The sequence below is a fragment of the Alicyclobacillus hesperidum subsp. aegles genome (genome assembly GCF_027923525.1).
In the GTDB taxonomy this organism is placed as follows: Bacteria; Bacillota; Bacilli; order Alicyclobacillales; family Alicyclobacillaceae; genus Alicyclobacillus; species Alicyclobacillus aegles.
Genome location: NZ_BSBJ01000049.1, coordinates 267,918 through 282,688, shown reverse-complemented (window position 1 = coordinate 282,688; position 14,771 = coordinate 267,918). Strand labels below are relative to the sequence as shown.

The 14,771-nt window shown below is 55.4% G+C and carries 8 protein-coding genes; 2 read left to right on the top strand and 6 right to left on the bottom strand.

Features of this window, described 5'->3' with window-relative positions; translation table 11 throughout:
- Window positions 1-143: 143 nt before the first annotated feature.
- The 3 genes from QMF38_RS11000 to QMF38_RS10990 form a co-directional block, all read right to left on the bottom strand.
- Complete coding sequence (locus QMF38_RS11000; protein ID WP_281759483.1) at window positions 144-2,798, bottom strand: transglycosylase domain-containing protein; 2,655 nt, start codon at window positions 2,796-2,798, stop codon at window positions 144-146.
- Window positions 2,799-2,907: 109 nt separating this feature from the next.
- Window positions 2,908-4,116 (bottom strand): D-alanyl-D-alanine carboxypeptidase family protein, encoded by a 1,209-nt coding sequence (locus tag QMF38_RS10995; RefSeq protein ID WP_237716492.1) that lies wholly within the window; start codon window positions 4,114-4,116, stop codon window positions 2,908-2,910.
- A gap of 33 nt (window positions 4,117-4,149) precedes the next feature.
- Window positions 4,150-4,623, bottom strand: coding sequence for a CcdC family protein (locus QMF38_RS10990; RefSeq protein WP_390854529.1), 474 nt, complete (start codon window positions 4,621-4,623; stop codon window positions 4,150-4,152).
- Between the two features lie 269 nt (window positions 4,624-4,892).
- Between QMF38_RS10990 and QMF38_RS10985 the strand changes: the two genes are divergently transcribed.
- Both QMF38_RS10985 and QMF38_RS10980 read left to right on the top strand, forming a co-directional pair.
- The gene (locus QMF38_RS10985) at window positions 4,893-8,042 is read left to right on the top strand and encodes an MMPL family transporter (RefSeq protein WP_281759458.1); all 3,150 of its coding nucleotides are present in this window, start codon (window positions 4,893-4,895) and stop codon (window positions 8,040-8,042) included.
- Window positions 8,043-8,309: 267 nt separating this feature from the next.
- Entirely contained in the window at window positions 8,310-9,206 is an 897-nt protein-coding gene (locus tag QMF38_RS10980; protein WP_281759457.1) for an SDR family oxidoreductase, read from the top strand.
- A gap of 31 nt (window positions 9,207-9,237) precedes the next feature.
- Here QMF38_RS10980 and QMF38_RS10975 read toward each other — a convergent pair whose 3' ends face one another.
- From QMF38_RS10975 to QMF38_RS10965, 3 genes are read right to left on the bottom strand one after another with little or no spacing between them, the layout of a single operon-like run.
- A complete protein-coding gene (locus tag QMF38_RS10975) occupies window positions 9,238-11,541 on the bottom strand; it encodes a peptidoglycan-binding protein (protein ID WP_281759456.1) in 2,304 nt (767 codons plus the stop codon).
- Window positions 11,542-11,566: 25 nt separating this feature from the next.
- The gene (locus tag QMF38_RS10970) at window positions 11,567-12,976 is read right to left on the bottom strand and encodes a hypothetical protein (protein WP_281759455.1); all 1,410 of its coding nucleotides are present in this window, start codon (window positions 12,974-12,976) and stop codon (window positions 11,567-11,569) included.
- Complete coding sequence (locus QMF38_RS10965) at window positions 12,963-14,621, bottom strand: DUF4855 domain-containing protein (protein WP_281759454.1); 1,659 nt, start codon at window positions 14,619-14,621, stop codon at window positions 12,963-12,965. The genes QMF38_RS10970 and QMF38_RS10965 overlap by 14 nt, the downstream gene beginning before the upstream one ends.
- Window positions 14,622-14,771: the final 150 nt, after the last annotated feature.

Here is a 14,771-nt window from a genome sequence, read left to right as displayed (position 1 = left end):
TCCGAACACGCATTCACCCGATCCATGCTATACCTGTGAAAACCAAACGTCAACGTAAGGGTTTGTTTTAGCGAAAACAAAAGGCGGGAGCCTATGCCCCGCCTTCGTTATCGTGATCGATCTATTCGCGCGATCGCGCTGGATTACGTGCCATTTCCACTGCCAGCTTCGTTTGCCTGTGTGGCCCCGTTTGTCAAGCTCACATGATTCGTCTGTACGGTACCGTTACTCGTATTCGACGCGTAACCTGCTCCACCAACGACGTTACTCCCCAATGCACCACCAACGCCTTTGCCATGGCCTGGTCCCCCGTTCAGGTGCCCGGGTGGTGTTGGCGGGGCAGCCGGTGTGGGCGCCGAAGTGTTGGCCGTGTTATTGGCACCTGGGCCGACCCCACCGCCGCCGGTCGTGTTGGTTCCGTTGTTCGGTGCAACCGAGTTGCCTGTCGTGTTGTTTACCGTTCCGTTTCCCGTCACTAGACCCGTCGTATTGCCGGGGCCTACGCCATTGGTCTGATTCCCCGGTCCTGCCGACTGGCCCGCGCCTGTCGAAACGGCGACAGACACCGGTTGCCCGATATCCTGCCCGGACTGCTCGCTCGTCGCTTGCACCGTGTAAACGTACGACTCACCGGGTTGCACGGAACTGTCTGTCAGACTCGTGGACGTCGTCTGGCCAACCGGAACCGTCTCGTCGGAGCCACTCGTCGACACGCGCGTGACGACATATGTCACGGGTGACGAAAAGCTGCCGGACCAACTGAGCGAAACCGTATTGTTCGCAGCGTTATACGTCGCGTGCAGACCTGAGATGCTGTTCGTCGGCGTCGAGCTCTTTGTCGGTGTCGTCGAACCGACGTAATTCACGCCCTCTGCCGTACCCGTGATGTACGGATAAGGCCCTTCCGGGAACTGCTGTGCCTGTTCGTTCTGCAGGGCAAGCGCAATGATGTCGTGGAAGATCTGAGCCGCATTGGCCGAAGGATCAACTGGTGACATCGTCATGTGGTACTCGTCGTTGGACTCGTCGTAACCAATGTGGATACTGCCAACCAATGTGGGCGTATATCCATCAAACCAACCGTCGCGAACCCAGTTTGGATGGGATCCGACGAGCCCGCTGTCATACTGCACCGTTCCCGTCTTACCGGCCACGCCCCAGCCTGGAAGTTTGGCCGACTGACCCGTGCCAAAATCGACGACATCCTGCATCAGACGCGTCATGTCCGCCGCCGTTTGGGCGCTCATCACCTGGTTTTGCTGCGGCCCTTCGTGATAGATGATGCCTCCCTGCGCGTTGACAATCCGGTTGATCAGATATGGCTTTGAATGAATGCCGTTGTTATCGAACGCAGTATACGCGCCAGCCATCTCCATCGGTGTGACACCGTTCATAAGACCGCCAATCGCAATGCCAAGATGCTCATAATCCTTGCTCGTCAGCGGTATGCCATCCGCCTTTGCCATGTTTGCACCGGTGCTGATGCCAATCTGCTGCAAAAGCCAGACCGATGCGACGTTTTGCGACCATTCGAGGCCATATTGCAACGTCACTCGCGTCGGCCCGCCGACCTCCCAGTTTTGTGGCTCATAGCCATCGCCAAAATCCTGCGGTTGGTTATCCAAAATCGATGTGTACGTCCAGTTCCCCGTCTGCAATGCCGGGGCATAATCCATAATCGGCTTGATGGACGAACCGGGTGAACTCGCCTGGTAGACCCGATCCAACCCAAGCGGCACATACCCTTGTTTGCGCGATCCGGCAGCACCCAAAATGCCGCCCGTCTTTGGATCGACAAACACAGCCGCACCTTCGACGACGGTTCCTGTCGTCGCCCCGGGGAAGTCTGAATCGTACTTGCCACTCCAGAATACTTCGTTAATCGCGTTTTGTACGGCCGGATCGATCGTCGTGTAAATCTTGAGCCCGCCCTGCATCACTTCGCTAGGAGGGATGCCATGGCGATTAAGATAGTCCAACAAGAAATTGGTCAGGAGTGGATCGCTACTCCAGCCATCGCCTGGAAACGAGTGAAACGATACGCCGAGCGGTTGCTTGGCTGCTGCCTGCGCCTGCGCCTCTGAGATGTAGCCGTAATGAACCATGTTCTGCAACACCTGGTTGCGCCGATCGAGAGCAGCCTTCGGATGTTGCAGCGGATCGTAGGCGCTTGGAGCCTGTGGCAAACCGGCGAGCAGGGCCGCGTCTGCCAACGTCAGCTTGTTAGGCTCCTTTTTTAAATCGATGCCAAAGTAGCGTAAAGCCGCTTGTTCAATGCCGACAGTACTTTCGCCCAGCGGAATGCGATTCAAGTACATCGCCAGGATTTCCTGCTTCGTGAAGTTGCGCTCGATTTGCAAACCGAGCGCAATCTGCTTAAACTTGCGCGAAAACGTCTTTTGATCGGTCAAGTACGTGATTTTCGCCAACTGCTCGGGAATCGTACTGGCCCCTTGTGCCAAACTTCCCGACGAGAGATCGACGAACAACGACCGAAAGATGGAGCGAATGTCAATCCCGGAGTTCGTCCAAAACGTGTGGTCTTCCGTGGCGACAATCGCATCCTGCATATCTTTCGGTATCTGGTTGTACGTCAAATCCGTGTTGGGCGAACCAAGCGACATCAAGCGGCTACCATCCTCCGCATAAACAATGGAAGGCTGGTGCACTTCCTCGAGAACGCTTGGCTGAAACGGCGTCATCCGCACCGCCAAATAGAAACCAGCGCCTAGCAACACGATAATGAGGATGACAGACGCTGTGACAATCGAGATCCATCGACGGACCAACGACGACACCTCCAATGGTTCTGTGTCCAATCTGCGTCCCGACAGCTCTCAATCTGTATGCCAAAAGATATCGTTTCTTGCCTATTCCCGAACGTGGGAGCCCGACGAGCGCCCTCGCTTATAGCCTCTTGAGTCGCCAGGTCAGCTTGGGTTTGGCAATCGCCGCACTCGTTCGGACAGGGACGCTGAGCTGTTGGCTGCCGACCGTGACATTCAACGTGCCAACCACCGCATTCGCGGGAATGGCATCAGACAATGTGCGGCTCTTAAACGACTGCGAGATAGGCATACCGCCGAAGCCAATGGCTTGCACGGATTGCCCGGCCGTCAGGGAGGCCGGCTGTGTCCAGGCCGCATTCAGCGTACCTACCTGCGCACCAGCTTGCAAGAGGTTCACGGGTCGCAACGCCTTCTGCGCATCTTGCGCAATCCGCACGCTCGCCGACAGAGCCTCCTCTAGCTCCTGCGCCCCTTTTTGGCCTAATACGGCGCCGACAATTAAGACGTTCTGTCCCGCCACCGTTTTCTGTGCGGCAAAGACGAAGCAACCGCCCGCCTCAAGGGTACTACCTGTTTTTCCGCCAATGATGGTGCCATGACCCACCTGCGAATCGACGTTGTAAACGAGTCCAGCAACCGGCAACACCGCCTGCGGTTCACCGACAATTTGCCGGAAAACTGGGTTTTCCATCGCTTTCGCAAATAGCTTCATCTGATCCACGGCATCGCTTTGGCTCGCCGGCGAATAGCCGGTCGGATCCGCGTAGTGAGTATTTTTCATGCCCATCTTTGCGGCCGTCTCGTTCATCTCTTTGACGAACGCCGCCTGTGAACCGTCACACCATTTGGCAAGCAAGGAACCGACGTTGTTACCCGACGGCAACAAAAGCCCTTCCAGCGCCTGATACTCGGTCAACTGCTCACCAGCAGCCACCTTCACCACGGATTCGCCCAAGGCTTTATCCTGCACATATGTCTTGACATCGGCTGGCGTCACCGTGATGGACGGGCCCTGTTGGCCGAGTTGAAGAGGGTGCTTCTGCAAGACAAGGTAAGCCGTCATCACCTTGGTCACGCTGGCGATGGGTACAGATGCCTGCACACCGGAACTGCCAAAGCTGCCAACGCCAACCGCTTCGAGAGCAGCTTGTCCCTGCGTCGGCCACTGAATCTTTGGCGCTGGTCCTGCGACCTTGGCCGGCAGCGCAGCGAGCACGTTGGCCGCAGGCTTTGGCACTGGACGCACCAGTTGCACGACAGGGATGGCAATGATGATTAGGACGATCACGACGGTTATCACAATTCCGCGGATACTACGCACAAACATCCTCCTAATACGAAATACGCGATATCACTCGCTTCACGACATGGCGTGCTCAACCTGTTGGTTCACCAACCGACGATAGCGCACATACATGGCAATCCGCCATGGCACAAGCATGCCAAAAGCTAAGCAGAAAAACAGCGAGCCTGTCTGATACACGTCCACATAGTTCTCGACAAGGCTGTGGAGCGCGATGCGTACCACCAAAAGCCCCAACAAAATATAGATAAACGCGCGCGATCGCTTCAGATATATGCCGTCCTCTCCGACATAAAAGTGCGACGTCGCAATCAGCGGATAGCTGAACAAGCAACCGGCACACATGGCGGCTAAAGCATAGAGAACGGGTTCGCGCGTGAATGGAAACACGTACATCAAAAACCCTGTGCTCATCGCCACTGGTGGAATGAGAATTTTGCGTGCGTTGGTGGGACGTTTCCCGGCACGTAGCCGTACGAAAATCACCGTCACTGCAAAAACCACCGCAACAGCAGTCCCAATGAGCGTCATAGCCTGGTTGTGATTCACACTCTCCCCCTCGCCTTCTTGGAATCGCTGCAAGCTCGTTGCAGCAAATCAGAATAGAAACTACGAGAGAGTATACCATCAATTTCTCAACACGTTCTTGAACGCTGTTCTACAAAACTGCGACAAATGCTTGGCAATTCGAAGGACTGAAGTCGTCGCTTACCAACTGGGACACAGTTTGCAAAGTTTATTTTGCTTGCTAAACTACATGGCAGAGTTCCAAAAATTCACGCCGACTAACGGAGGTCGACATGGTGTCTCAACGGTATGCACGTCTACTCCTGCGCTACCGCTACCTCGTAATCGCCATCTGGATGGCGATTGTTGCCGCAGCTCACGTCTTGCTGCCGCAACTGAACAGCGTCGTTGCGCACCGCAACACGGAATTCCTGCCGAACTCGACGAGCGCCGTCGTGGCCATCTACAACCCCAAAGGTCTAACTGACCAAGACAAGTCGTGGTTTGCGCACGAATTGCAGCAAATCGCCAAACAAAAGACAGAGTACGGCGTCAAGTCGGTCTCCGGGGCATACAACGCGAGCGCCTCCGTCCAAAAGCAATACTTTAGTGGCGACGGCACGGTCGAGATCGCGAGCATTGGCTTCCCCGGTACGGACGTCGCCAAGTCGACCAACGCCGCGCTTGCTCACGTCAAACAGGCGTTTTCCCGAAAGCCTGCCGACGCAAGGATCTTGTTTACCGGCGATACCCCTATTGAAAATGACAATATCAACATTTCCATGAACGGGGCGTCAAAAACCGCAGGCGTGACTGTCGCACTTGTGCTCATCATTCTTCTTGTGGTCTTCCGATCCGTCGTCGCCCCCTTCTTAACCCTGCTTTCCATCGGCCTTTCCTATCTTTTGACGACCAACGTCGTCGCGGCATTGGCCAACGTCGGCCTGCCAGTGTCGACTTTTACAGACACGTTCCTCATTGCCATCATCTTTGGCGCCGGTACAGATTACAGCATCATCGTCATGAACCGCTTCCGCGAGGAAGCGAGCCGTGGCCTTGCCCCTGTCGATGCTCTGGCGGCTGCCATGAAGGGCATCGGCAAAACGGTCGTGTTCAGCGCGCTGACCGTCTTTATGTCGTTTGCCACACTCTACTTCGCCCGTTTCGGCCTGTTCAAATCTGGCGTCGGCGTCGCCGTCGGGATCGCCATCACGCTCGCCGCATGCCTGACCTTCCTGCCGGCACTGATGCTGTGCCTGGGGAGATTTGTGTTCTGGCCGCGCAAATCGATCACGGCAGCCAGCCACAAGCCGTCACGTATTTGGAGCGCAACGGGCGGCCTGTCACTCCGTCACCCGTGGTGGACGCTTGCCGCTGTGGCTGTCGTCTTGGCGCCTATAGCAATGACGTTTACGGACCAAAGAACGTTCGATCCAACCTCGGACATTCCGAACGCTCCATCGGTCGTTGGCTTCCAAATTGTGTCCAAGGCGTTTGGTGCAGGTAAAGTCCTGCCGATGGACATCGTCGTGCACACGCCAGATAACCTGCGCTCCCCACAAGGCCTTGCGACCATCGAAAACATTTCGTCTTCCGTCGCCAAGCTGCCATTTGTTGCGGAAGTCGACAGCGCCACACGGCCAGTCGGCAAGGTGATCTCGCAATTTCAACTGGCACAACAGAACCAACTTGCGGCGAATGGCCTCAATCAGGTTCAGGCGGGGTTGCATCACATCGCGTCCAGCGTTGGTAGCCAAAGCGCGAATCAAGCGGCGGGCGCGGCGACCAAGTTGGCCAGCGGCGCAGGAGCGCTCGCAACTGGTGAGAATCAGTTGCACAGTGGGTTACAACAAGCTGTGACGGCAAGCAATCAATTAGCCGAAGGAGCACAACGCTTGGCAAACGGCGCAGGATCACTCGCAACAGGTAGCAAGGCATTGGATAAAGCGGCGGCGCAACTTGCAACTGGCGGTCAACAGGTTGCCAGCGGGATCGCCCAAAGCGCAAGCGCGGCGAAACAACTGGCGAGCGGCAACGCAAAGTTGCAGCAAGGCCTCAGCCAACAAGCACAGGTGTCAAGCGAATTGGCAAACGCCCTCGCCAATTGGGCAAAAGCACATCCTGGTGATGCCGCGGATCCTTCATGGCAGCAAATTGAGCAGCTTGCAGAGGCCACGGCTGCGGGGAGCAAGGCCGCGAGCGCGGCTTCGACCAAGCTTGCCGGAGGATCAAGCCAGCTTGCCACAGGTCTAGCCAAGTTGTCGGAAGGTGCTGGCAGTGTGGAAAAGGGTCTGCAATCTATTGCTGCAGGCGGCCACCGCTTGGCCGATGCAAGCGACCTTGTGACCAAAGGTTCGGGACAGTTGGCAAGCGGAACGGCTGGCCTTAAGACGGGTCTGGAGAAGCTCAGTGGCGCAAGCGTTCAGTTGCATAGCGGCTTGTCGCAGTGGGCTGCCGGGGCACAACAATTTGCAGCAGGCATGCAAGGCGCAGGACAAGGCGAAAATCAGTTGCACAATGCTCTGGTCAAGTTGGCAAACGGAGTGGGTACCGTCAAAAACGCCTTGCACCAAACGAACCATGCCACACAGACGGGCAATCCAGGCTTTTATGTACCTGCGTCTGCACTGCGGTCAAGCGCGGGTTTGCAGCAATCCATGAACAACTACATCTCGCCAAACGGTCACACGGCAGACATTCGCGTGACCCTGAAAACAGATCCATATTCGATGACTGCGATCCAGCAGATGCCACGGCTTGAGGCGCAGGCACAGGCGGCATTTACGGCGAGCCCGATTCACACAGGGGAACTCGGCTATACCGGCACAACGCCGACGCAAGCGGCGCTCAACCAGTTATCCGGTAGCGACTTCACGCGCATGATGGGGATGATTCTCGCGGCCATCTTCATCCTTCTTGTGCTCATGCTACGGTCGCTTCTGGCACCGTTGTACGTGATCATTTCGCTGACAGGAACGTATTACGTGACGATGGCCATCTTGCAATACGTGGCCATTCACATCATGGGCAAATCCGGAATCAGTTGGACCGTCCCCTTCTTTGCATTGTTGCTACTCATTGCGCTGGGCGTCGATTACTCCATCTTCCTCATGTCGCGGTTTGATGAGGAAATGCACAACCATCCAGAGCTCAACGTCCGTAGCGCGATGTGGCACGCCATGCGGCAGATGGGCAATGTCGTCTTTTCAGCAGCCGCCATCATGGCAGGCACGTTCGGATCAATGTCGGTATCGGGCGTGACGACACTCGTTGAAATTGGTTTGTCGGTCATCATTGGACTCGCGATGTACGCGCTGATTGTTTTGGCCTTCTTCGTCCCGGCAGCAACGGCGATTGTAGGCAGAGCTCATTTTTGGCCATTCATGCGAACGAGTCGCGAAGAACGCACACTCCATGGACAACCGGAGCCGATTGTCGATTAAACGCATAGGGGGCGGGGTTGCCACCTCGCCCTTTATGCATTTTCCTATTTCATTTCGCTTTCATATAACAAGCTCCCCCCTGGGCTCTTACGTGCCTTCCCTCACACCAAAGCCCCATGACCGAGAAACCAACTCCCGATTGTACCGCAATCCTGTCACGTCTTTACACAGGCAAGTCACGAGCCACACCGTCGCATACTTTTTTCCTCCCACACCCACTCTAGGTGGTGGATAAAAACGTTCTCTCGAACTCAAGGAGGCCATCCCATGCCCACGAACACAACAACTGTCCAACCCGGTCACACCCCGACGTTCCCAACATCGTTTCCACCTCAACATCAAAATCAGCAACCCGGGCTCGAGTCGGAGATGAACCCACGTCCATTTTTCGACGATGCGAATTACCGAGGCAGCCAAAAGCTACAGGACAAAGTCGCCATCATCACCGGCGGTGACAGCGGTATCGGCCGAGCGATCGCGATCGCGTTTGCCAAGGAGGGCGCCGACATCGCAATCGTGTACTACAACGAACACGAAGATGCCGAGGAGACATCCACCTGCATCGGTCAATATGGCCGCAAAGCCATCACTTTGCCGATCGACGTCGCGAACGCAGATTTGTGTAAACAGGCCGTCGCTCAGGTCATCCAGAAGTTTGGAAAAATCGACATTTTGATCAACAATGCAGCCGAGCAACACCCGCAAAACAGCATCCTCGACATTACGCCAGACCAACTGCAACGGACATTCTCCACAAATGTCTTTGGGTATTTCTACATGATCCAAGCGGCACTTCCACATCTGCAACAAGGTTCGTGCATCATTAACACGACTTCAATCACGGCCTATGCAGGAAACGAGACGTTAATTGACTATTCTGCAACAAAAGGGGCCATTGTTAGCTTGACGAGGTCTTTAGCGAAGTCTCTTGCCAAGCAGGGGATACGCGTCAATGCGGTAGCTCCCGGCCCGATTTGGACGCCCTTGATTCCGTCGACTTTCGAGGCCAATCAGGTGGCGCAATTCGGGAGTGATACACCGTTAGGCCGCGCCGGGCAGCCTGCGGAACTGGCGCCGGCGTACGTATATTTGGCGAGCAGTGATTCCTCGTATATGAGCGGTCAGGTACTGCATATAAACGGCGGCCAGATCGTCAACGGTTGAATTCCGGACGCCAGCCGCCGTCAGATGTGCGTTACGATTGTGGTACGAGCGTCACCGTGCCGTTGGCTGGGATGACGCCGGTCAGGAGCGTGTCAGGCGCCAAGCCGTTGCTGACGGCTGGCGTCTGCGCGGCAATTTGAATGGTATAAACACCGCCTGACGGTTGTGCCGACGATGCCACAACAAAGTCACCACTGTGCAGGGTGACGAGTACTTTGCTCAAATTCCCCACCTGATAGACGGGAATAGAAGTGGCCGTACCCGCCGGGTTCGTCACCTCGACGCGATATACATTCGTAAATTTCACATACTGCGAATCGACCCACCCATAATTCACGATATGGTACCATGGCATCACATACGGACCCGCCATACCTTGTTCAATCTGATCAATCTGCACCTGGGTACCGGACGGAATCAAATTGGCGTTGGATTGATTGGGCTGGATGTATGTGGTCCACATCGCATAACTCCAGATGCCATCGGGATTCGTCATATGCATAACCTGCGACTCAAACTTCTTGACCGCCGCCTCGGTAAGCGGGCCATATTGACCGTCGATCTGCAACCCCGCTCCAATCGTCTGATTCAAGTACTTTTGCACCTCTGCAACAGGCTGACCTGCGCTGCCGTTTTGCAACGGTCCAAAGAATTGTTGATTCATGCCGGCAGCCATGGAAGGGAAGTACGGCACCCCACCGTTCTGGTAATAACTATCCGACTGAATGACGCCTGTGGCTCCATTCATGTAAAAGACGGGTTCCGTACTACTCTTCGGGGTCGGCGCCACATTCTGTGGCGAGTATTGTTTATACGCGCTCACACTCGAACCGACCGAACTTGCAAATTGCGTCATCAGGCTACCAATGCCCGCAGCCCATTGCTTGTCCGTCGCGTAGTTGACATTCATCCCTGTCAACGTCGGTGAGACGTACTCGCTGCCCCCGGGGTTGAGATAGTTATTGCGGACCTCCCACGCTTCAAAGCGGATTGCGTAATCGTCACTCGGGAACATACCCGCGTCATTACCGGGATTTGAATCGTACGCGCCGTATCCGAACAGATTATTCTTTGCCAGTGCAATTTGACTTTGTCCCCAGTAACTCTCGAGAATGGCGTGAGAAACGAGATAGTTGGCGTCTACGCCATACGTGTTTTGGGCGTCCATAAATGAAGCACCCAAACCATTGAGTGGTGAATCGTTCGCAAGTAAGTATGAATTGATACTTGATGTATTGATGTTGGCGGGCGCCGGAAAGCGAAGGTCCACATTGGTAAACGACAGATTGGCACCCGTCGAGCCGCTCGTGCCGCTTCCACTCGAATTACCCGTGCTGTTGCTTGTCGTGTTCCCGGTACTGTTACCCGTCATATTCCCGGTACTGTTACCTGTCGTGTTCCCCGTGCTGTTACCCGTCATATTCCCCGTGGTGTTACCTGTCGTATTCCCCGTGCTGTTGCCTGTCATATTCCCGGTACTGTTGCCCACAGGATCGGACGTCGTCACAACAACCGGAGCCGGCTTCATCGTCCACTGTGTCCCCTGCCAGGTCGATCCGACGCCAGCGCGCTTCAAAGCATTCATGACATACCAGATGGGCATGAACGTCGTCATTTTCCCGGAGGCCGGATCTGGATAGACGATGGCAATCACATTCGCCACGACGGTACCATTGATGGCAATCGCGGTGCTTCCTTTACCATACTTAATGTTTGAGTAATCGACATTTGCTGCACTCGTCGATGGAGGGGTGATGTTCCAAACGCCATTTGCCCACACGTTGGCGTAGCCAGCCTGCTTCAGAGCCTGCATCACATACCAAATGGGCATGTAGGTCGTGCCGTCATATGTAAATCCAATCGGTGAAGAAACGGTGCTGCCATTAAAAACAATGCGTTTGGCCTGCACATTGTTCACAACATGGCTGCTTGCTGAAGCGACAACCGATGATACCTCATAAGCCGCGACAGCTTTCGCTAGCGCTCCCCATGTGAGCGGTCCTACAATGCCGTCAACCTGTAACTGGTTTGCCTGCTGAAAAGCCTTGACCTGCGCTTCGGTGGTCGCGTCAAACGTCCCCGTTGCTTGCCCGACCGTAAAGCCAAGAGCGTTGAGATCATTCTGAAGGACGGCAACGGATGGGCCTTGTGTCCCATATTGGAGCATCGGATAGGATTCCCAGGATGATCCAAGGCCGAACGTCCCGCTTGAACTGGTGCTTGGCGTATTCAGTGCAGCACTGCTTGTGGCGGTCTGCGCCCACGCGGTGGGCGACTGGGACAGCGCAACCCAGGCAGGTAGCGCGAGCACCGCGAGTAGGCGACTAGATTTCACAGCGACATCCTCCTTTTGGATTTCATCATGAAGTGGTGGTTGAGTTGATGTTCATCCGCTGTACCAGCAGACCCTGCGCACCGGCGGACAACTGCAGTTCACCGAGCACAACGGTTCCGGAAAATTGCGGCAGCATTTGATTCCATGTGATGGTCAGCCCTGACGATGGAATCTGTACCAAAAGCGTGTGGCCCTTAGCCCACTGGACATCGCGCGTGTCAAGCGCAAACGCATTTGTCCACTTACTCTGCCCGGAAATCTCATAGGTGACATTGCCAAATGTGGTGATGTAACAAAATCCTGTACCCGTCGGCGGGTTTGGTACCACCAACACGTATTGATGGCCCTGCTTGACGACGCGCAGGGAGTCAAAGAATTGATAGGTTTGCCCCACGGCACTTTGCACGGATGCATTCGACGGAAAAAAGGGCTGCCCATTGCGACTGTCGCCCGCGAATGATGCGGTAGCCTCGTCTGCGATGGGATAACAAATCTGCCAACTGCTCTTGCCCGTTTCGACAAAACCCTTGAGGTTATTGTGGACATTCGACACCACTGTCGCCAATTCCTGCGGCGTAAGGAAATCTGTCGATTTCCAGGCGCTTGGGACCAACCCCACAGCCGATGCCCACGCCGCCGGCGAGCCCCCTGGCTGATAAGCCGCGTCGCTCGAGCTTATGCCGTACGCGTTCCAAAGGACTTGATCTGCCATCGCCACGGTAAGCGGTGCAAAGACACCTGCCTGGTTCGACGAGATCGGCTGGTAAATTCCCTTCTCGATGCTGGCATGGACATAACCCCAAGCCGGTGAGTTCGTGGACAAATCGGCATACGGACTGGTACCCGACGTGTCCGGAGCGACGCCAAACGCTTGGTCCACCGCAACAAGCAGATTCCATATGCCAATTTGATCTGCGGCTAAGGGAGTCGGCAGTGCACTCGTATCCAGTGACAACGTCGTACCGTCCCACGTCGCTACAATGCCTAAGCGAGCCATCAATTGCTCGATATTTGCCATCGGTAAGAACATAGTCGATTTACCGGATGCCGGATCCGTCGCCGCAATCCCCTGTAAACGCTGAACGACTGTTCCGTTAACGGCTATCGCGGCGTTACCTGCACTCTCGGTATCCGGACTTGTGTCGACCGGAACCGAGCTTGGCACGGTCACATTCCAAACGCCTTGCTTCCATGTGTTTGCAAATCCCAACTGTTGCAACACGTTCATCACATACCAAAGCGGCATGTAGACAACGCCATTTTGAGAAAACGTATAAGGCTTTATCGGTGTTGGCTCCCCATTTAACACGATGGCCCGTTGTTCCATCACCGGGGTTGGGCGTACAACCGACGCGTGTGTCACTGGCGCGGCGACGCTCACCGCGCACACCGCAAACGCCGCGGCTTTTAAGATCCACGCCTTACGATCCGCCATGAATACCCACCCCCGCAATGAAACTTGCCGTCGTGTCATACGCAATGCGCTCACGGCCATGCGACCGCTCGGACGTCAACAGCAGCTTCGAGCCATCGTAGTACGCGTGCGACGCCTGATTCGTGCCATAGCCATCCGCGCTCAACTGAGCAAGCGAGCTGTCGTACACGGCCTGATGAGCCGCATCGATCCCTGTCAACTCCACCTCTACGCCAAGTCCGAGCTCTGAGGCAGTCTCGGTCGCGTTTGTCATGCGCGCGAGATCTGCCTGCTGGCCTTGCTCGACATAATTCGGTTGAATCCAAGCCGCCGTAAAGCCAAGTGACTGCCAATGCCATATGCCGCCAGCGCCATAGTATGGAATCCAGAACAAGGGAAGCGCATATGCCTTGGCTAAAGACGACGCATATTGGATATACCGCGCTTCCCCAGGCATGGTTTGGCGGTACTGTTCCTCATTCCAATAGAGTCCAACCAGTTTCAGGTTTTTGAAGTCCGCCTTCTTCCAATCGGTTAATAATCGATTGACATACCATGTCTCCGCTGCTTCGCGGCTTTGTAATCCGTTCGGATCGCCAGACGTACCGCCAAATTGCACATCCTGCCCACCGATGTCTCCGAAATCGATATTTCCGTATGCGAAATACGGCAGCGATAGGACGACTTTTTCTTGATATCCCGGGCGATGCAACGCCTGGTTGACGATGCCAACAGCTTCGTTCAAAGCACTTAATTGCTTGCCAGTTGCAAACAGATCCTGAAGGTAGTTGGACAAGCCTTGCTCTGTATCCTTGACCGATCCGTACGGAAGAAACAGCATGGTGTCAAACAGCGGCTTGGTCATCTGCCCACTCTCTGTGACATACGCAAGCATGGGTTCGAAATCTTGAACGGACCACGTGCCTTGACTGCCGTTTGCCCCTGTTTGCACGAGCAACATGTTGCGAATCCCCGCGGCATTGGAGGCCGAGGGCAGCAGTGGGCCGAGTGGTTTCCCGGATGTGGACGTTACTTTCGCCAACGTACTGGCGGCAAGCCCGCGCGCTGTCGTCGATCCTTGCACGTCAAAGCCATTGACAAACACCCATACGTCGACCGGAATAATCAGCCGGACGGCCGAAGCCTCAATTCCGGCCGCACTCGACCACGCGAACGTCTGGGTCATCACATTTTGGTCACTTTGCGGCACCGCAGAAGGACGCTGCCCTGCCGTGTACCACTGGCCGTTTTGCTCGAATTGAAACGCGACATAACTGGGGAAGTAGACACCGAGCGAGAAGTTTTGTAGAGCCTGAATTTGAATAGACTGCACGTCGACAGGAGATTTAAACGTCAGCGTGATGGTTCGACTCCCCTGGTGACTGAACCCACGCCACGCCGCCGTTTGGGTCACATCGCCCTGGTACGGCTTTTCCTCCTGAGCGAAAGTGGAATCCGGTACACCACTTACTGCAATGGATAGAGCGCCCTGCGACGTCAAATCCGTCATGTTGGTGCTGGCATTTGCGCTACCGAATCCCGCCGCCCCTGTCGCATTGCCTGTCCCGGCGGCTGCCAAGGCGATGTCCGGCGGATCGAGCGAGACGGCAGCTAGCGCACAGAGAGCCACGCCCGCCGCCGCCCACATCTTGCGGTTACTGAACAACCAATACACCTTCCTCATCACGGCAAAGTTGCCAATATCGCTTCGACGGCGAACGACAATTTAGACAACGATACTTTTCGAAAGTCAAGAGTGATTTCTAAGGGCATGCCGCTAAATTTCCACCACACCAGCATTGGATTTCCAATCCAT

Coding starts and splice junctions, on each gene's coding strand:
- QMF38_RS10995 (WP_237716492.1), bottom strand. CDS start 4,116: ATGTTTGTGCGTAGTATCCGCGGAATTGTGATAACCGTCGTGATCGTC.
- QMF38_RS10990 (WP_390854529.1), bottom strand. CDS start 4,623: ATGACGCTCATTGGGACTGCTGTTGCGGTGGTTTTTGCAGTGACGGTG.
- QMF38_RS10985 (WP_281759458.1), top strand. CDS start 4,893: ATGGTGTCTCAACGGTATGCACGTCTACTCCTGCGCTACCGCTACCTC.
- QMF38_RS10980 (WP_281759457.1), top strand. CDS start 8,310: ATGCCCACGAACACAACAACTGTCCAACCCGGTCACACCCCGACGTTC.
- QMF38_RS10970 (WP_281759455.1), bottom strand. CDS start 12,976: ATGGCGGATCGTAAGGCGTGGATCTTAAAAGCCGCGGCGTTTGCGGTG.